Here is an 18,546-nt window from a genome sequence, read left to right as displayed (position 1 = left end):
CACTATGCATGTATTTCGTGTTCTATATAGCTGTTGAAAAAATGCAAGCCTACTACTGTCGAACAAGAGCCAATGGCTCAGAATAACATTCTTTATTCTTCAGCGAGAAAAGTTGAAAGAACCATGATGAGTCTTTTTGGCTGTTCCATGTGTAACCAATGGCCTGCGTTCTCTATGGTGCTGATACTGGATCTGGGGAAATAGTGCATTCTGTCCGGTTCGTGTTTCGGCAGGATGTAATCTGAATTCTCTCCACGTACAAACAAAGTTCTTGGGGTAGAATGAACCTCTTTCCCTTGTTTATCAAATCCTGCGGAAAGATCTGGAAGAGACTTGAGCAAGACAGGAAGATTTAGTTTCCATCTAAAATTATTTTTCTTGTCTCGCATTATATTTTTCCCAAGAAACAACACTAGAGTTCGATCTTTAAAACGCCTTTCCATTTCCTCCATAATTTCCCGTCTGTTATGATAGGTAGAAAGATCGAGCTCCATAAGATTCTTGATTATAGTTGAATGGAAAGCAACGTTATGATTTGTGTAATGTGAGGGCGCAATATCGACCACGACAAGGTTTTTAATTTTTTCGGGGTAAAGAAGTCCGAAAAACATGGCGGCCTTACCTCCCATAGAATGGCCAATAATGTTTACTTCGTTTAGATTTTGCTGTGCGAGATAACCTAAAAGATCGTCGCACATATTTTGATATGAATGTGTTGGCATGTGTGGTGACTGACCATGGTTACGAATATCAAGTAAATGAACAGCGTAACCTTTTGGGACAAGACTTTTACCGATGGTGAACCAATTATCAGACATGCCGAAAAGTCCATGAAGGATAATGATCGGAAATCCCACACCTATTTTATAGGAAAAGAGCTGCATGTGGTATTTTAGTTACCCTCCCATGTCAAGAAGTAAGGTTATTCGTGCCTTGCGATATCAGGATGATCCTTTGCTATTTGTGTTATTGAACATGTAAATACGCTACTGATGTGCTTGCCAAGATCCGTCTCTATATCTTCGATAAGAATCTCTTTACCACGTTCATTGCTAAGTGAGGTCATCTGTACACCGGTAAGACCACACGGGTTGACCCAGAAAAAAGGTTCAAGATTTATATTAACATTGAGCGCCAAACCATGAAAAGCAACACCGTGACGAACGGCAATACCAACACTGCCGAGCTTTTTTTCCTGTACCCAGACACCATGATTGCGTGAAGACCTTGTTGCATGAACCTCGTTTTCAGCCGCCAACTTTATCATTAACTCTTCCATACGGTAAACATATTCAGAAACGGTAAGACCAGCCTTACGCATATGAAATATTGGATATATGACCAATTGCCCTCTACCATGGTACGTTATGTCCCCTCCGCGTTCAACCTGCACCAAGGGTATTCCTTTTTCGCGAAGAAACTGTTCTGAGACCATTAAATTCTCTCGTCCACCACTTCGACCTAAAGTGAAGGTATCTCTATGTTCCGTCACTAAAAATATGTCAAACGGAATGGTGTCATCCCTCCTCTTGCTTGTCAGGCAAACCTGCAATGCATGAATCTCTGCATAGTCGGTAACGCCTAGGTAGGCGATACGTGCTGACATTTTCATCTCAATGCGCCCCCATCTGGAATATTGTTGAACTTGATTTGGTTTTGCAGTGACTTGGTCTGGCATGTGAGAATAGTCTCATTTGCATACACCACATGACCAGCATATGTCGCATGGCCGCACTTTGATCTTTGCTGCGGAAACTGTTTCTAAGGTAATAATGTTTCCTGATTCACTTTTTATCAGGCAAGGGGATATATCATCTTCATCTTTACCATTAGAAACTATTTCTTTTATCGTTATATGAGGATTACTCTCCGGCTTCAATTGTTCAAAAAAATCTCTGGCTACTCCATCTCTACTACAATAACATGGGAAGAATTGCTGACCGACATAAATTGCGCCCAACTGGACCCAGGTTTCACCAGTTTCAACAGTTTTACCCCATATGTTAAATGCAATTTCATCACTTATATGAACAATTTCATCTGCAATAATTACATGAAAATTCAGCCTCTTGAATTTTCTTTTTACATGCAGGGTTGTTCCTCTTTTGAGGTTGCTGGCCTCTCGGAACATTTCATACGAATTTCGGTTTTTATAATGATTTACTTTGCTTTCTACACCCTCTGGAAGCAAGTCTAAAGTGCAAACTTCCCCGGAAGGTTTTTCCACCAGTAGTTCCGAGCTATATTGGACTCCGACTACAACGTGCCCCCATTGACCTTCTACCCAAACTGGACCTCCATCCCCAATATTAGATAGCTTCCATACAGGGTCTCCAATTTCGATACCGGCCAGCGATAACCAGCCTTTCAGCCATTGATTTTCGATCTTGGTAATATAGAGAGGACTATTCTCCTCAGCGCAGGCCAAATCCATAGGTAAATAACCAGTAAAATATCACTAGAAGATCCTCCAAGAATGGCAGTTTGAGACAAATGCTATCTTCGGTCAGATCAGGAAAATCGGTGTGAGGTACCGAACTGATATAATCACGATATTCTGGCCAAAAGACTCCATTATGGCGCTAGGTACAAGCGTGAAGTAATTTTTTTTCTGAGACATCACCTCTTATGACTCACCTGTGATCTCTCTTTCAAGTATTGAAATAATACGGTCAACTGACACCTATTATTTCAGGCATTTCTGATGAAATTACAATCACAGCAATCCTTCTCTGGCCATTTCTCCAATAAGCTTGTGGGTCTCAGATTTTGACCCTACGTCAATACCCCGCGTTGGCTCATCAAGTATCAGAAGCTTTGGGTTCAAGGCCATCCACTTACCAATAACTATTTTCTGTTGATTGCCACCGCTTAATTTTCCTACATACTGTTGAGGGCTCGGGTTACTAAAGGAAAGTTTCTCTGCATATTCTGAGTAAATCGAGTCACGTTTTTTAAACTGGAGAAAACCAGACCTACGCATATATGGCAGGTTAGAGAGAAATTTCCCATTTATAAAGGTTAAAGCCACACTTCCTAATACTCACGTTCTGACAACACCTTCTTGACGACATTCTCTAAAACAGAGTCCGTTTCAATATCATGAATGCTTGAGTATGCTCCTTTTTCCTGCATTTTTATATGATGGTCCTGTGTACCAAGCTTTGAAGCAGCTTCCACTATGAGATTCTCAGTCAAATCTAGACCGATTTTATGGGTATTTACAACCAGAGAGAACGGTAGAAAGGAATCCCACTTTTCATGGTAAAATGATTCAATTAGTTTTATTCTGACATTCTCATTATATATCACTATTTTTTCAGCTTCAACCTCATCCACCTGTCTCATCTTCATGACATTTTGTATTCGTTCTTCCAGAGGAGACTCTAGAAACACATTTAAAACGTTAATATACTTATGGAGTAAAAGGTAAGCCAGCCTACTTGCAATGACAAGATTGTCCTGCTTGGCAAAACAATGGTACATATTATTCAATAAAGCGATTGCTTCATGTCTATCCCCTCCCAGTCGTTCAAATATACTTGGAGGTGTATCAAGCAGTTCTTCAATATCTACAAATCCATATTCAATTAGTACTGTCTCGAAAACATCGCGGTCAACTAATTTATACCCTATTGTTTTAGCTAACCTTTCAGCAAAAACAGTATAGCCGGAACCTACTTGCCCAGAAATAGTCACAACAGACATAACGTCTCCTTTCTAAATTCATTCAGGTTGTTTTAGTCACGAGCCAATACAGTCACAACTAATCAGTGGTTTATTAAAAAATGAGACTTTCATAGAAGACCAAAAACCAGGCAGCAAAAAAGTGTGCCCGCTATCAAACAAAACAGTATTCACACGATAGAGCAATTGAAACCGAAGCAACGGTTCGAACGAGGGAGAGTCGGCCAGCAGCCTGATCATCACATCGGGTCCGGCAGCCAGCGCCAATCGTGTTTACGCACGGCGCAGTCCGCCAGTGAGATTCTCAGACTTTTCGGCCAAGCGGTTCCTGACTGCCACCTCATGTTCCGCGCATCAGGCTGCGTCCTCCTCCGGCGTAATTCCGGAAATCGCCTGCACAAGGTTGTCCTCGGTTACCTCGTCGGCAGTAAAGGTGCGCATGATCCGACCGTGAAACATAGCGATGATGCGGTCCGAGACTCGTAGAACCTCGGGCATTTCCGAACTGATGACAATGACGGCGTAACCCTGCGCGGCCAGTTCGCGGATCAGTTTGTGTATCTCCGACTTGGAGCCCACGTCGATACCGCGGGTAGGCTCGTCCACGATCAGCACCTTGGGATGCATCGACAACCATTTACCGATGACAATCTTCTGCTGGTTGCCGCCCGAGAGGTTGCCGACCTGCTGCCGCCAGCCCGGCGTCTTGATATTGAGCTTATCGCGGTACTGGTCGAAGATCGCCACCTCCGCACCATTGCTGACGAATGGACCCGCGGTCATGTCATCGACCTGCGGAAGGGTCATGTTGTCGCGGCAATTCATGCCCACTATCAGTCCCTGCCCCTTACGATCTTCCGGCACCAGCGAGATACCGGCCTCGATCGCCTCAGACGGCGAGTTGATGGTCGCCTCCGCGCCATATAGCAGAATCGTCCCATCAGAAGGGTTGCGCAGCCCGAAGAGCGTTTCGGCGATCTCCGTGCGTCCTGCGCCTACAAGCCCATAGAAGCCCACGACCTCACGCTCGCGGACCTCGAAGCTGATATCCTGATAGAGCTTGCCGCAGGACAGCCCACGCACCTCGAGCGCCACATCACCCAGCTTGACGTGTTCGATGTCGCTCGACAGGTCGAGACTGCGCCCAATCATCAGGTTGGTTACCTCATCCTCGTTGGTCTCAGAGGTGTTGACAGTACCGCGATACTGCCCGTCGCGCAGCACGGTCACCCGGTTGGAAATACGGAAAATCTCTTCCATGCGGTGGGAGATGTAGACGATCCCCACCCCCCGGCTCTTGAGATCCTCGATCACATCAAAGAGCACCGATTTTTCGGCATCAGTGAGCGATGCCGTGGGTTCGTCAAAGATCACCGCCTTGGCCTCTACCGTCAGGGCACGAGCTATCTCGACCATCTGCTTGTTGGCAATTGACAGGTCCGTCACCATGTCCTTCGGCCCAAAACCCACATTGAGCCGCTCCAGGATGGCGCCGGTATCAGCATAGAGTTTGCTCCAGTCCACCCGGCCAAAGGATTTACGCGGCAGCTCGCCCAGGTAGACATTTTCGGCCACCGACAGCTCCTCGGCAAGACTTAATTCCTGGTGGATGAAGACCACGCCCTTAGCCTTGGCGTAGAGCGGAGAATTCATAACAGTCGGCTGCTCCTCGATGAAGATCTGTCCCTCATTGGGCGAGTAAATTCCACCCAGCACTTTCATCAAAGTTGATTTTCCAGCGCCATTCTCGCCCATCAGAGCGTGCACCTCGCCGGGCATGACAGTGAAGGAGACACCGTCTAGAGCGCGCACACCAGGGAATGTCTTTACGATATTCTGCAGACGCAGGGCTGGTATTTGTTCGCTAGTCATATCTTAAGCTCCTCTTCGCCTTTGCGGTTCAGCTGCTTGTCCAGGTAGAGCACGGCGATCAGGATCGAGCCGATGACGAGATTCACCATCGCCGTGTCGGCACCGATAAAGCCCAGCCCCTTGCGCATTAGCTGGATCGCCAGGATGCCGCCAACCGTTGCAATGATCGAGCCCTTGCCGCCAGTCAGCTTGGTGCCGCCCAGCACCACCGCGGTGATGACCCACAACTCGTAGAGCATGCCGTCATTGGGATTGACCGAACCGGATTCGGAATAGAAGGTGATCGCGCTGAGCGCGGCGAGAAAGCCGATCAATACGTAATTAAGCAGCATGTGTGGTCCGACCTTGATGCCGGCATTGACTGCAGCCTCGCGGTTGGAACCGATGGCATAAGCATTGCGGCCGTGCACCGTACGGTTCATGATCCACCAGACGATGGCGACGCAGACCCCGAAAACGAGAATCTGCAGGGGGATTCCAAGCGGCTTCGATTCGGCGATATCCACCATAGTCCAGTTCAGGTGAAAGGTGGGCTGTTCGCCGTTATACATGAACACAAGCCCGCGGAATCCCAGCATTGCGCCCAACGTGACAATGAAGGCATCGACGCCGGTCTTCCACACAATAAGCCCGTTGATGAGCCCCATGAGCATGCCGGTCAGCAGTGCCAGTCCCCAGGCGAAAGGAATCGCCCAGTCGCCGAGCGGTGCCAGGATGGGCCAGGTCATCGAGTCCAGCATCACGATTGCGCAGAGCGCGAAGGTGGCCCCGACCGAAAGATCGATATTGCCGTTGATCATAATTATTGTCATACCGAGCGCGATGATCCCCAGCGGTGCCGCCTGCTTGAGCAGGAGGATCATGTTGTCAGGGGCGAGGAACACGGTGTCCGTCATCGACAAGTATTCGCCCGCGATGCCAAAGAAGACCAGCTCGAGCACGATGAAGCCCCAGATCGCGCCGTCCTTGGCGTGTTTCTTGAGTACGTTTTTATGCATTGTCTTTATCCTCAAGCAATCGGCGACCAGAGATGACCCCGTTTAACCGCAATATCCAGCCAGACGGCCAGGATGATGATGGCCCAGGTGACGACGTACTGGAAGTAGAATTCCAGTCCGACCAGAAGCAGGCCGTTCTGGATGAAGCCGAGAATCAGTACCCCGATGACGGTCTTGATGACGGTGCCGGACCCGCCCAGAAGCGATGCCCCCCCGAGGATAACCGCAGCGAGAACCTGCAACTCCAGGCCCTGGCCCACGGTGTTCTGGCTGCCGAGACTGCGGCTGGCCTGGATGAGGCCGGCGGTGGCGACGCAGAAGGACGAAATGAGATAGCAGTTGAAGACGGTTCGGGCCCGAGGAATACCCGAGAACGTGGCCGCCACACCGTTACCGCCCACGGCATAGATCTTGCGGCCGAAGGGCGTCTTGCCCAGCAGAAAAGACAGCACAACTGCAAGGATGACTAAGATCAGAATCGGCACCGGAATGCCCATCACTGTACCCTGGCCGTAGAAGCTGAACCAGGTGCCCTGCTTGTCTGCGATATCCATGTTCTTGCCGCCCGAATAGGTGAGGGTGAGACCGTGGATAGCCGAGAGCATGCCGAGGGTTACAATTAGAGAGTTGAGCCTGAGATAACCCACCAGGAATCCGATTAGTGCCCCTATGGTGAGGGTCATGGCGAACATGGCCAATATCCCAAGGCCGGGCCCGATCTTGTCATGAAGGTCCAGTACCACGATCGTAGAGAACGACATCAGCGAACCGACCGACAGATCGAGATTGCCGCTGATCACCACAAATGTGACACCGAGCGCCATCACGCCAATGATCGCTGAAGACCGGATGACGCCGAGGATGTTATCTACGTCCAGGAACCGATCATTGGCCAGTGCGAACCCTATCATGAAGATCGCGAACGCGACCAGGATGCCCTGCCGGGCCAGAATCCTGCCGGCGGACCTCAACTTTATTTCAGCCATTTGCCTTCCTCCCTCTTCCGATCATCAAGATAATTCATTAGCGTGTATATGGCGGTAATGTTGAATTTGATATCCTGTCTGTCGACTCTAGATCGATCTGTTTTCCAGATCATTCTATTCGACGACGGAGGATATCGTCTTTCCATTTAACCCCGGGACGCGTTACCGGTTCAATATCACGACCTCAGTGGTCTTGTCGCCGGGGATTTCAAAAAAACAAGACAGCTGTACCCTCATCGAGAAGCGCCCCCTTATGTGCGGCCGATAAACCTGCACCGCTCCGTAAATAAGACAGGCTCTGTCTGAGACCCGGGAGCTGCCCAAAGCATTTCCTCCCAGTTGTTCAACTGTGACGAAAAAGTGCTCAGGCCCCGAAGGGCCTGCGCATCCCACATATTCTTAGAAGACGGGCTTGGTGAACTTGCCCATGTTGTCCTGGGTGATTTTCGGCGTGTCAAAGTAGTTCAGGAAAGGAACGTCCTTGCCGTTGAGGATGTCGAGCGCTGTCTTGAGAGCTGCTTCCGCGTCGTCGACCGGAGACTGGTAGATCGAACCCCAGTATTCTCCTTTGCCCATTGCCTCGTATCCAACCGCGAAGTTGGTGGCGCCGACGAAGATTATCCCTTCGCGGCCGGCGGCCTTGGCAGCGTTGAGCGCGCCCACGCCCATGTTATCATCGCCGGCATAGACGCCGTCGATGTCATCATACTTGACAAGGAACGCCTCCATCACCTTCTGCGCCTTTTCGCGGTTCCAGTCACCCGGCTGCGTTTCAACCAGGTCCACGTTCGGGCAGACCTCAGGCAGACGATCCTCGAAACCCTTGGCACGTTCGATAGCAGTAGTGTAACCGGGCTGACCCGAGATCTGGAGGATCTTCGCCTCTTTCTCGATTCCCATATCCTTGAACTTGTCGCACATTATCTCGGCCGCTCGCAAGCCCTGGGTGATGTTGTCAGGGCCGGAGAAGGAGGCGACGAAATCGAATCCCTCCTTCGAGATGTTCGAGTTGGTGACGACCACAGGGATATGAGCCTGGTGGGCCTTGCGAACGGCGGGAATTACGGCCTTGCCGTTGGTTGGCCAGATGATGATAGCATCAACTTTCTGCTGGATCAGGTCTTCGACCTGGGCGATCTGGCGGGCCACGTCGCCGCCTGCGTCCAGCACAACCGCCTCGACATTATCGTTTTTTTCTGCTGCCGCTATGAAGGCTTTTTCATAGGTCGTCTGGTAACTGTCGACGCCGACATTGTTCTGCGTGATTCCAATCTTGTAGGTATCGGCCGCCGCGGTCCCCGCGATGATGAGCCCTGCAATTGCTGTGGTTACGGTCGTGCTGGCAAAAATCCAATTTTTCATTGTGTCTCCTCCCATTGAGTTATGAATCACTGAAAGCATACTGCTTTTCCGGGGATCGCACCCGCGGCGCTGTGAAGCATCTTTCCCCTTTGACCTGTATTCGAAAACAACCTGATCTCCAGTCTTTTCATTTGTCGGCTTAGCCTTACTAACCTTCCTCTTTTATGCCTGGTCAACTCCCTGCTCAAAGACTGGAAATGGGGCGGCAATCTGCTACTGAATAACTCTGCCGCCATCAATCGTCCTCCAAAATGTTTCTACTTTACCGATCGTTAAATTGGCGACTATGTCTCATTTCGGCTGGCTTCCGGCATATGCGCATATACTTGCACACTCTGTGCCACAAACCACATCTTCACCAACAAGGCATCTCACCCTTAAATTGTTGTTATTATGTAGTTATTTTCACCACGCTTTTCACACTCTGTTGCACAATGTGTCCAAATCGCGAAAAGGTGTTTGAATATGGGACAGTGTCCCGGTCAACCCGGTCATAAGGACTCCAAATAGAAAAAACGAATAGGATCTCCAGACTTTCTCTTTATAGATTATTCTTCTATTTCAAATCTTTTAAGGGACCTTTAGGGGGCTTGATAAACTCTAGAACAACTCTGTCGAAACCATAAAAGTAACAGAACCTTTCACCGGTGGAAGAATCCATTACACCAGGGGAAATAAATTCCACCCCCTTCGCCTTGAGCTGCTCAAAATAAGCATCAGGGTCATCCACATTAAACGCAACATGGCCAACACCTATGTCGTTGCTTTTTGCATCAGAAGGCATGGGTTTACTTTGGGGATTAGTGTAATGTAATAATTCAATAATAGTTTTTGACTCTCCTAACCTCAGATGTGCCAGCATGATTTTGGCACCGGGAATGCCGACACCTTTCTCAACAGTTTCACCGGAGCAATTGTCTACCCTTTGAACCAGTTCAAAGCCCAAAGTATTACAGTAGAAATCGATGGCCTGATCCATATCACTAACAATGATACCAACATGTTCTATGAAGTTTGGCGTGGTATTTTCCATATTAATTCTCCTTATTAACTCTCAAGTTGGTACTGATCGATATAATTAGATCTTTAAATGTATATATGATGAAAAATGACTGTTGAAGAAAATCAATGAATCAAAAATGGTTCCGAATGAGGCAATGCTGCATACCAGCGTAGACACATGGGAGACAAAAGTAGATGGAGTTCCCTGTTTCTGAATGCTTCACAATATTTTGCAGGTTAGATGCAATATTGTTGAGGTTATACTGTAGTGAATATGCCATATTTACTATCTAGTTAAGAGATTGAGAAGAATATCAACTTTACATTTTTTCTGGTACGGGTTTTGAACAGGATCATATCAGTCATCTCCTCAACTTTAATATCTACAAAATTTTAACCATCACTAATGGGTGATTACTCTTTTACTCACACCTGACACTTCCACCATTTGTCCCGGTCACCTTCCAGGACAAAGTTCCAGTGACATCAGATGTGAGTATTTTGAGTTGATTAACTGGTTGTCAATCTAGTTTTTAAGTGAAATCCAAACCACCATTAACGTTGATGAGCTGACCGGTAACATATTCACCGGATTTAGAGGCAAGCCACATGATAACACCAGCCATATCAGAACCATACCCGTATCGACTCAGCGGAATTTCCTCCAACTCGAGTTGCTTCATCTCTTCAAAGGTAATGCCACGTGCTTTGGCATCTTCCTCGACAAATGCCCAATGCATTTCCGATGCTGCAAGACCGGGACATATAGCGTTAACATTGACATTGTATGGTGCCAGTTCCAGTGCCAACGACTGGGTCATTGTGTGGATACCGCCTTTTGATGCTCCGTAAGTTGCAGATAGAGCATGACCAACTTTTCCAAAAAATGAACCTGTGTTGACAATAGTACCGCTCTTCTGTTTGATCATTTGTTGAGCAGCATACTTGCAGCCATGAAAAGCACCCTTGAGATTTACGCCCAAAATTTTGTCCACCTTGGCCATGTCAGTCTCCCAAACAGCACCGGTGTCCATATGCATCCCTGCATTATTGAACATAATGTCGAGCTTACCGAATTTTTCTACGGTAAAATCTACAAGTGCTTTGACTGCCATTTCATCAGATACATCGGCGGATTTGGCATAAACCTGCACATCAGGGAAGGCATCCTGAATTTTTTTACACGACTCGTCCAGGATCGGTAAAATATCGCTCATTACCACATGAACACCTTCACTGGCCAAGGTTTCTGCAGCGCCAAAACCTATTCCCCTGGCTGCTCCGGTTACGATGGCTACTTTTCCTTTTACACTGCGAAAATCACTCATTTTTCATTCTCCTTTATTGGTTGATGCGGAACATTACTCTTTTCAATCTTCCAATAGTATTCTTTGGACATTACTCCCCATCTCGTGGGTCTTTATTTCACTGCTCAGTCAGCAGAGTAAATTCAAGATGCGACACCTTGCTGTTGTAAAAGCCGACTGGCTTTCTCTGGTCGGAATATCCGTCATTACGGCAGCAAATTTCCAACACAGGGGCATGAGATCAGTTTCTCGGAAGGGAACTTACTTAAAAGCCGGTTACCATCTTTGGTGACAACAACCATCTCTTCAATTCTTGCACCATCATTTCCGGAGCCTGCGTACGTTTCGAGCGCAAAAACCATTCCTTCCTGAATTATTTCCGGGTATTCATCAGAAAACAACCTTGTTATTACCGGCTTAGCCCAGTGGGTAATGCCAATACCATGGCCTAACTGCAGAGCAAATGCTTCACCTTCACTTGCAAGACCAAGCTCCTGGGCGGTTGGCCAGGCCTTGATGACCTCCTGAGTACTGACACCCGGCTTGATCAGGTTAATACCTGCAAAGAGCCAGTCATACGCCTTCTTGTAAACTTCGAGCTGTTTTTGGGATGGTTTGCCGATAACAAATGTCTGGTAGTAGCACGTCTTATAGCCGTTGAAAACAGATACTACATCGATAAAGAGCATATCCCCCATGCGCAGAAAACGATCCGAAGCATCGTGAGGATGCGGATAGGAGCGGTTGCCGGAAATGACGTTGATATTCTGGATTTCTTCAGCACCCAGCCTATACATAGTGTTGCGCATCATGCCGTTAATTTCGTTTTCACGCATACCAGGACGGACAGTACTGATTACTTCCCAGAAAGCCGCTTCGACTATAGCGATAGAGGTTTCAATCAGCTCAACCTCCTCAGGAGTCTTAATTGCTTCAGCATTGAGAACCGTCTGCTGGGCATCAACCACCTGTACCCCTGTAGCCTCAAGCGCCCGCAGAAATGGAATTTCTGTGATGTCCATTCCCAGGGGCTCATTTTCGACACCGAACTTCTTGAGCCAATCAAAAATAACATTGGCAAATTTTTTGGCGTTTTCCTTAACAACAGGTTCCGGGAAAGAACCACGCATTCCACCAATGAAAGGATAAATGTTATCCTTAATCCAGGGAGACATCTTTTTCTTGGTTTCAATAGCGCTTCCCACTTCAAACAGAATGGGTTCCTGATCCGCGACAAAAAGGACTGACCGGGCAAGCTTGTTGTTCGTCCAATCATTGAGTTTTGTACTGGTAATATAGCGAATAGTGTCGGGATCAAAACACAGTATCGCTGCCAATCCATCTTTCTTCAGCTGATCGTTCATTTTTTGGCGACGATCTTTTCTTAATTTCGCATAGTCAATTCTAATTTCACAATCGGTCGCCATGGTTCCTAGGGTCATTATGATCTCCTGTTAATTGTATGTCATACTGAGTGAGTCTTCTTTCTGTGTGGATCAGTCTCTGTACAACAGTGCATTTCCTTGCCACCAGCAATAAGAATGGTTTCTCTTGCAATATGGAGAGCTTTCCCCTAATGCATGTGCCATCCGCCGGTGACGTTAATTGATTGGCCGGTAATATTTTTCGCTAAGTCGGATGCCAGGAACGATACCATGCTACCGATGTCTTCAGGGGTTTGAGGTCGCTTGAAGGGAATCGGTTCGCAAAACTCCTGAAAGACCTGTTCTGTGGATTTGCCCTGTTCCTCGGCCATTCCCGGCAGCTGATCTTCCCATAGAGGGGTTCGCACCACTCCAGGGCAAACAACATTGATATTTACGCCATATTCGGCATACTCGTGTGCCAGGGCCTGGGTCAGTCCAATCACAGCAAATTTAGTAGCGGAGTAATGGGAAAACTTGGCGATTCCCTCTTTTCCGGCGATCGAAGAAATGCTGATAATTTTACCGTATCGCTGCTTCACCATGTTTGACAGTACCGGGCGCGAAATCAGATAAACCCCTTTCAAGTTCACGGCACACATATGATCCCATTCTTTTTCTGTCATTTCAATGAAGAGCCGAGGCCAGCTCAGCGCGGCATTATTGACAAGAATGTCGATCCTGCCGAATTTTTCAATAACCTTATCGACAACGGATTCGACTTCATTTTTGTTAGTGATGTCCATCTTTATGGCCTGGGTATCACCACCAATCTCCGTAGCGGTCTTTTCAGCTTCAGCAATGTTGATATCAACAATTGTTACAATTGCACCTTCCTGAACCAGCCGCTCCACAATACCTCGTCCGATACCTGCGGAACCGCCGGTTACGATTGCAATTTTGCCTTTTAAGCCTAAATCCATGTAAATATCCTCCCTTTTGAAACAGTGTCATACCCAATTATTATCGGCCTTTCCGCGACAGTTATTCCCTCCTGCGGGGTGCATGGATTGCGATTCCACTCCAATCCAAAGCAGCTTCCAAGACGACCTCACTCACTGTGGGATGTGGCTTAACTGCCTGAAACAGATCCTCCACCGCTCCCTCCATTTTCATTGTTGTCACCGCCTCACTTATCAAGTCAGTGGCATGCTCTCCCACGATGTGGACGCCGAGGATTTCTCCGGTGGTCGCATCTCCCACAATTTTAGCAAACCCATGATCATCACCCATAGCCTGGGCCGCACCACTGTTTGCATAAGGAAACTTACCTACCTTGATGGAATAACCAGCAGCCTTTGCCTCCTCTTCCGTCAAACCTACTGCTCCTACTTCCGTCACTCCCCAAATGCACCGGGGAATAAATCTTGGGTTGAGTGTTCTCTGTTGCCCCAGCATATGTTCTACAGCTACTTCGGCTTCCGCTGAGGCTTTATGCGCCAGCATCATACCCCCGACCAGATCTCCAATGGCATATACATTAGGTAAATTGGTCATACAGGAAGAATTAATCTTGACGTATGGACCTTCCATTTGCAGCCCAAGCTTTTCAACATCAATCCCGTCCAAAACCGGTCCACGCCCGGTGGCTACCAGCACGCGTTCGGTTTGTACCTTGTGTTCAGCACCTTCCGAGTCCGCAAAAAGAGACTGAACGGTATCACCTTCACGAGCAATCGCCTTAACACTGGCGTTCAGATGAATCTTGGCCCCGCGTTGTTTAAGGAGTTTTAACAGGCTATCGCGAACATCCTTATCTTCAGTCATAAGGATATCAGGGAGCATTTCCACAATAGTTACCTGGGCTCCTAAATTGAGATAAATGGTTGCCATTTCCACACCGATAACGCCACCACCGATAATCAACACATCTTTTGGAATGGTGTCGCTATTCAGGGCTTCATCCGTTGTCTGGACATGCTCTCCATCAATATCGATAAACGGTGGGAACGACGGTCTGGAGCCGGTTGCCAACAGAACATTGCGGGCTTCTACAAGCTGAGATGATCCATCCGCTTTACTGACCCGAACTTTTCCGGGACCTTCCAGACTGCCAAGTCCCTGCACTGTTTCAATACCATTGCTCTTTATTATGGCACCTAAGCCACCTACAAGTCGGGCGACTACCTTTTGTTTTCGTGCCAACAATTTAGCACCGTCAATGGCCAACGACCCTGTACCGGTCAGCACTTCTGAATTTTGTGCTTTCTCAAGAAGTTTAGAGTCATAGATAAAACTTTTGGTGGGAATACATCCCCTATTTAAACAGGTACCACCAAAGGAATCTTTTTCAATCAAGATCGTTTTTAATCCTTCCTGGGCTCCTCGAATTGCCGCTACATAGCCTCCCGGGCCCCCTCCGATTACCGCTAAATCATACATGGTAGTTTGTCCTTCACTTTTGGCCTTTAATGTAAGAAAGTAAAAATTGGATTTTCCATCTTAGCTTTCAGATTCTGCAAGAAGTCGGCAGCCGTGGCGCCATCAATAATTCGATGATCCACCGATAAACCGAAAGTAGCTACCTTGCGACTCTTCACACTGCCATCGGTATCTAAATACAGCTCATCACGAGTTTTACCGACAGAGAGGATACCGCTTTGAGGCGGATTCAAAATAGCTGTGAAATGAGTAATATCAAACATTGCCAGGCTTGAAATGGTGAATGTACCACGGGCAAGCTCTTCCCTGGTTAGTCGACTATCCTTTGCACGAGCCACCAGATCAGTTCTCTGGTTTACAATTTCAGCAAGGCTGGCTTGATCTGTACAAGAAAGTGCCGGCACAATAAGCCCCTTGGGCAGAGCAACCGCAAGACTAACGTTCACTTCCGGCATGATGTGGATTTCATCTTCATGAAGCTGGCCGTTCAGTATTGGAAACTCAAGGATGTTGAGCGACACTGCTTTTATCAAAAAGTCATTTATTGAGGGCCGCAAGTTGTACTTTTCCTCGAAGTCCGGCAAAAGTTGCTTGCGGAAATCCAGGAGCGGTGTCATCTCTATATCACTGAAAAAATAGATGTGAGGGGCCGTAAATGCACTTTCAGACATACGCCGTGAAATGGTCTTGCGCATGGTATCCATGGGGATAATCTTGCTCAACCCCTGGGCTGCATCTGCACCAAGAACACCCTCAACGTCGGAGCGCATAATCCGCCCCCGAACACCGGTGCCCGTGACATCCTCTAAAGAAACATCCTCGGTAGCAGCCAAACGCGTAGCAAGGGTAGATGCACGGTTTGCTTCTGTACCACTGGCAACTGCCGCCTGAACATCTTTTAGTAAAATTACGCCTTCCGGACCGGAACCTTGTAATGCTGTTAAATCAAGCTGATGGTCACCGGCGAGTTTGCGGGCCGCCGGGACTGCCCGGCCGTCACCGACTGCTGGTTGCGTTGGGGCAGCTGCTTGTGGAGCGGGTGATGATTCAACGGGTGCGGTGGCTTCAGACGATACTTCCTGAGCGGCTTCTGTGGTGAGATAAGATGAAAGATCAAGATCAGCGATATTCTCCCCTTGCTCAGCGATCAACCCCACAACAGTAAAGATAGGGACTTCCTGATCGAGAGGTACCAGGATCTTCGCCAGAACTCCTGACGCCGGGGACTCTACTTCAGTGGCGACCTTGTCGGATTCGACCACAAAGACTCCTTCGCCTTTTTCAACAGAATCACCTTCATTTTTTAACCATTCCGAAATAAGACCACTTTCGACGGTAATACCAAGATTTGGCATGACTATTTCTACTGCCACGGTTCTTCCTCCTGTTTCTGTTAGGCGAATTGCATAAGTTTTTTTACAGCAGTAATAACGTGCCTGGCTTCAGGAACATATTCATGCTCCAGGACCGGTGAGAAAGGTACTGGTGTATCCGGAGAAGTAACCCGGGCAACCGGCGCTTTCAGGTCGTAGATGATCTCTTCAGCTGCCAGAGCAGCAATCTCTGCACCGATTCCACATGTTTTGTAGTCTTCATCAGCGATAATCAGACGGCCCGTCTTTTTTACCGAGGCGAAGATAGTCTCTTTATCCAGGGGAGTGAGGGTCCGGGGATCAACGATTTCTACATCAATACCTTCTTGAGCCAACTCTTCTGCAGCCTTGAGAGACCTGGACACCATGGCATGGGTGGCAACGATAGTCACATCACTACCTTCTCTCTTCACTTCGGCCTGACCAAATGGTATGTAGTAAGGCTCTTCCGGAACATCACCCTTTTCAATGTAAAGTTTTTTATGCTCGACGAAAATCACCGGATTATTACTGCGAATTGACTCTAACATTAACCCCTTTGCATCATAGGGCGTCGATGGGGTCACGACAATGAGACCGGGCATATGCATAAAAATAGAGTGAAAACTCTGGGAGTGCTGGGCAGCTGCACATCGTCCTGCACCGACATTCATCCTCAACACCATAGGGACGCTGCCCTGGCCACCAAACATATAGTGTATTTTTGCCATCTGGTTAAATATCGCATCCATACAGGCTGTGGAAAAATCGACGAACATCAATTCTGCCACAGGTCGCATTCCGGTGAGTGCTGCTCCTACACAGGCTCCTACAAATCCGGCTTCAGATATGGGGGTATCCACCACCCGTTCAGCTCCAAATTCGTTCTGGAGGCCTTTTGTCACCTGGAATATGCCGCCGAAGGTGCCGATATCTTCACCTAACAAGACAACACGCTCATCTTCCTGCATGGCCTGCTTGAGCGCCTCATTAATGGCGTCTGCATAACTTAATTGTCTCATTATTCCACCTCCTCTGTTGCAAAGATGTCGGTATACATATCTTCAATTGGTGGAAATTCGGCTTGTTCGGCAAATTGTACCGCGTGGTCGAGATCCTGTTCAATTTTCTGATGTATTTGATCGAGTTTTTTCCTGGTTGCCACTTTGCTCTTGACCAGCTGTTTGCCCAATCGGACGATGGGGCACTTTTCCTTCCAGATTTCGATTTCACTTTTATCACGGTATCGTGCACCCTGATTCGGATCACCCTCATGGTGTCCTCGAAAGCGGTAGGTCTTTCCCTCTATCAGTGTCGGTCCTTCGCCCGCCCGCGCACGTTCTACAGCTTCGACTGTTGTCTTGTAAACTTCTGTTACATCCATACCGTCTATGGTCACTCCAGGCATTCCATACCCATCTGCCCTGACACTCACATCGGTTATTACCTGATGTTTTTCCTGGGCCACGGAAATCCCATATAAATTATTTTCACATACAAAAATAACCGGTAATTTATGAACAGCAGCAAGATTCAAACTTTCGTGAAAGGTGCCGTTGTTGGATGCGGCATCGCCGAAAAAACAGGCAGTCACTTGATCGGTTTTGCGCCATTTAGCAGACCAGCCGGCACCGACAGCAAGGGGCAATCCGCCTCCTGCTATGCCGTTAGCGCCAAGGATACCTAATGCCATATCGGCGATGTGCATAGAGCCTCCTTTACCTTTGCAATAGCCACTCTGCTTGCCATAAAGCTCAGCCATCATGCGGTCCAGACCTGCCCCTTTTGCAACCACATGTCCATGCCCCCGATGGGTGCTTGTGATGTAATCGTCATCGCGCAACGCACCACACACCCCAGCTGCCATGGCCTCTTCACCGATATAAAGATGAGCCAGGCCGGGCACCTGTCCACGAGCATAAAGATCAACAATCCGTTCCTCAAAAAGCCGGCACTTCACTAAAGTAGTGTAGAGCTCAAGGAGTTTTTCCTTGGATATTTTCATATAATCCCTCCATTTTGACATTCTAGTGAATGCTGTTAAATATTGACATGTTAGGTAATAGCCCTGTCCTTTGATTATTAGAGCCTTGCAAGAAAAACTAGGGAGAACCTTTAAGCGACTGACTGATCATATTCTTGAAACGGATGATGCAACCCTTATGCCAAAAATG

17 protein-coding genes are annotated in these 18,546 nt (G+C 47.9%); all 17 read right to left on the bottom strand.

What is annotated here, in order from left to right; translation table 11 throughout:
• Positions 1–92: 92 nt before the first annotated feature.
• Positions 93–818, bottom strand: coding sequence for an alpha/beta fold hydrolase (locus GA520_RS21035; RefSeq protein ID WP_163337548.1), 726 nt, complete (start codon positions 816–818; stop codon positions 93–95).
• A gap of 104 nt (positions 819–922) precedes the next feature.
• Entirely contained in the window at positions 923–1,606 is a 684-nt protein-coding gene (gene lipB, locus GA520_RS21030) for a lipoyl(octanoyl) transferase LipB (RefSeq protein WP_163337547.1), read from the bottom strand.
• A gap of 84 nt (positions 1,607–1,690) precedes the next feature.
• Positions 1,691–2,434, bottom strand: a complete 744-nt coding sequence (locus GA520_RS21025) for a hypothetical protein (protein ID WP_163337546.1) — start codon at positions 2,432–2,434, stop codon at positions 1,691–1,693.
• 282 nt (positions 2,435–2,716) lie between these two features.
• Positions 2,717–2,983 carry an ATP-binding cassette domain-containing protein gene (locus GA520_RS27285; protein ID WP_370362810.1) on the bottom strand — a complete coding sequence of 89 codons (267 nt, stop codon included), beginning with the start codon at positions 2,981–2,983 and terminating at the stop codon, positions 2,717–2,719.
• 53 nt (positions 2,984–3,036) lie between these two features.
• Positions 3,037–3,708: an AAA family ATPase gene (locus tag GA520_RS21020; protein ID WP_163337545.1), complete on the bottom strand. Its 672-nt coding sequence runs from the start codon at positions 3,706–3,708 to the stop codon at positions 3,037–3,039.
• A 333-nt stretch (positions 3,709–4,041) separates the two neighbouring features.
• A complete protein-coding gene (locus GA520_RS21015) occupies positions 4,042–5,559 on the bottom strand; it encodes a sugar ABC transporter ATP-binding protein (RefSeq protein WP_163337544.1) in 1,518 nt (505 codons plus the stop codon).
• Positions 5,556–6,557 carry an ABC transporter permease gene (locus GA520_RS21010; protein WP_163337543.1) on the bottom strand — a complete coding sequence of 334 codons (1,002 nt, stop codon included), beginning with the start codon at positions 6,555–6,557 and terminating at the stop codon, positions 5,556–5,558. Before GA520_RS21010 ends, GA520_RS21015 begins: the two co-directional genes overlap by 4 nt.
• 11 nt (positions 6,558–6,568) lie before the next feature.
• Positions 6,569–7,543: an ABC transporter permease gene (locus GA520_RS21005; RefSeq protein WP_163337542.1), complete on the bottom strand. Its 975-nt coding sequence runs from the start codon at positions 7,541–7,543 to the stop codon at positions 6,569–6,571.
• A 399-nt stretch (positions 7,544–7,942) separates the two neighbouring features.
• Positions 7,943–8,905: a sugar ABC transporter substrate-binding protein gene (locus tag GA520_RS21000; protein WP_163337541.1), complete on the bottom strand. Its 963-nt coding sequence runs from the start codon at positions 8,903–8,905 to the stop codon at positions 7,943–7,945.
• A gap of 556 nt (positions 8,906–9,461) precedes the next feature.
• The gene (locus GA520_RS20995) at positions 9,462–9,938 is read right to left on the bottom strand and encodes a VOC family protein (protein ID WP_163337540.1); all 477 of its coding nucleotides are present in this window, start codon (positions 9,936–9,938) and stop codon (positions 9,462–9,464) included.
• A 502-nt stretch (positions 9,939–10,440) separates the two neighbouring features.
• Positions 10,441–11,235: an SDR family NAD(P)-dependent oxidoreductase gene (locus tag GA520_RS20990; RefSeq protein ID WP_163337539.1), complete on the bottom strand. Its 795-nt coding sequence runs from the start codon at positions 11,233–11,235 to the stop codon at positions 10,441–10,443.
• 185 nt (positions 11,236–11,420) lie between these two features.
• Positions 11,421–12,656: a Xaa-Pro peptidase family protein gene (locus GA520_RS20985; RefSeq protein ID WP_163337538.1), complete on the bottom strand. Its 1,236-nt coding sequence runs from the start codon at positions 12,654–12,656 to the stop codon at positions 11,421–11,423.
• A gap of 131 nt (positions 12,657–12,787) precedes the next feature.
• A complete protein-coding gene (locus GA520_RS20980; RefSeq protein WP_163337537.1) occupies positions 12,788–13,561 on the bottom strand; it encodes an SDR family NAD(P)-dependent oxidoreductase in 774 nt (257 codons plus the stop codon).
• A 61-nt stretch (positions 13,562–13,622) separates the two neighbouring features.
• Complete coding sequence (gene lpdA / locus GA520_RS20975) at positions 13,623–15,020, bottom strand: dihydrolipoyl dehydrogenase (RefSeq protein WP_163337536.1); 1,398 nt, start codon at positions 15,018–15,020, stop codon at positions 13,623–13,625.
• 26 nt (positions 15,021–15,046) lie between these two features.
• Positions 15,047–16,393, bottom strand: a complete 1,347-nt coding sequence (locus GA520_RS20970; RefSeq protein WP_163337535.1) for a dihydrolipoamide acetyltransferase family protein — start codon at positions 16,391–16,393, stop codon at positions 15,047–15,049.
• A gap of 20 nt (positions 16,394–16,413) precedes the next feature.
• On the bottom strand, positions 16,414–17,394 hold the full coding sequence (locus tag GA520_RS20965) for an alpha-ketoacid dehydrogenase subunit beta (protein WP_163337534.1): 981 nt from the start codon (positions 17,392–17,394) through the stop codon (positions 16,414–16,416).
• Positions 17,394–18,377 carry a thiamine pyrophosphate-dependent dehydrogenase E1 component subunit alpha gene (locus GA520_RS20960; RefSeq protein WP_163337533.1) on the bottom strand — a complete coding sequence of 328 codons (984 nt, stop codon included), beginning with the start codon at positions 18,375–18,377 and terminating at the stop codon, positions 17,394–17,396. Before GA520_RS20960 ends, GA520_RS20965 begins: the two co-directional genes overlap by 1 nt.
• Positions 18,378–18,546: the final 169 nt, after the last annotated feature.

Origin of the sequence: Desulfopila sp. IMCC35008, from assembly GCF_010646885.2 — a bacterium.
Classification (GTDB): domain Bacteria; phylum Desulfobacterota; class Desulfobulbia; order Desulfobulbales; family Desulfocapsaceae; genus Desulfopila.
This window is presented reverse-complemented; position numbering and strand designations above follow the sequence as displayed.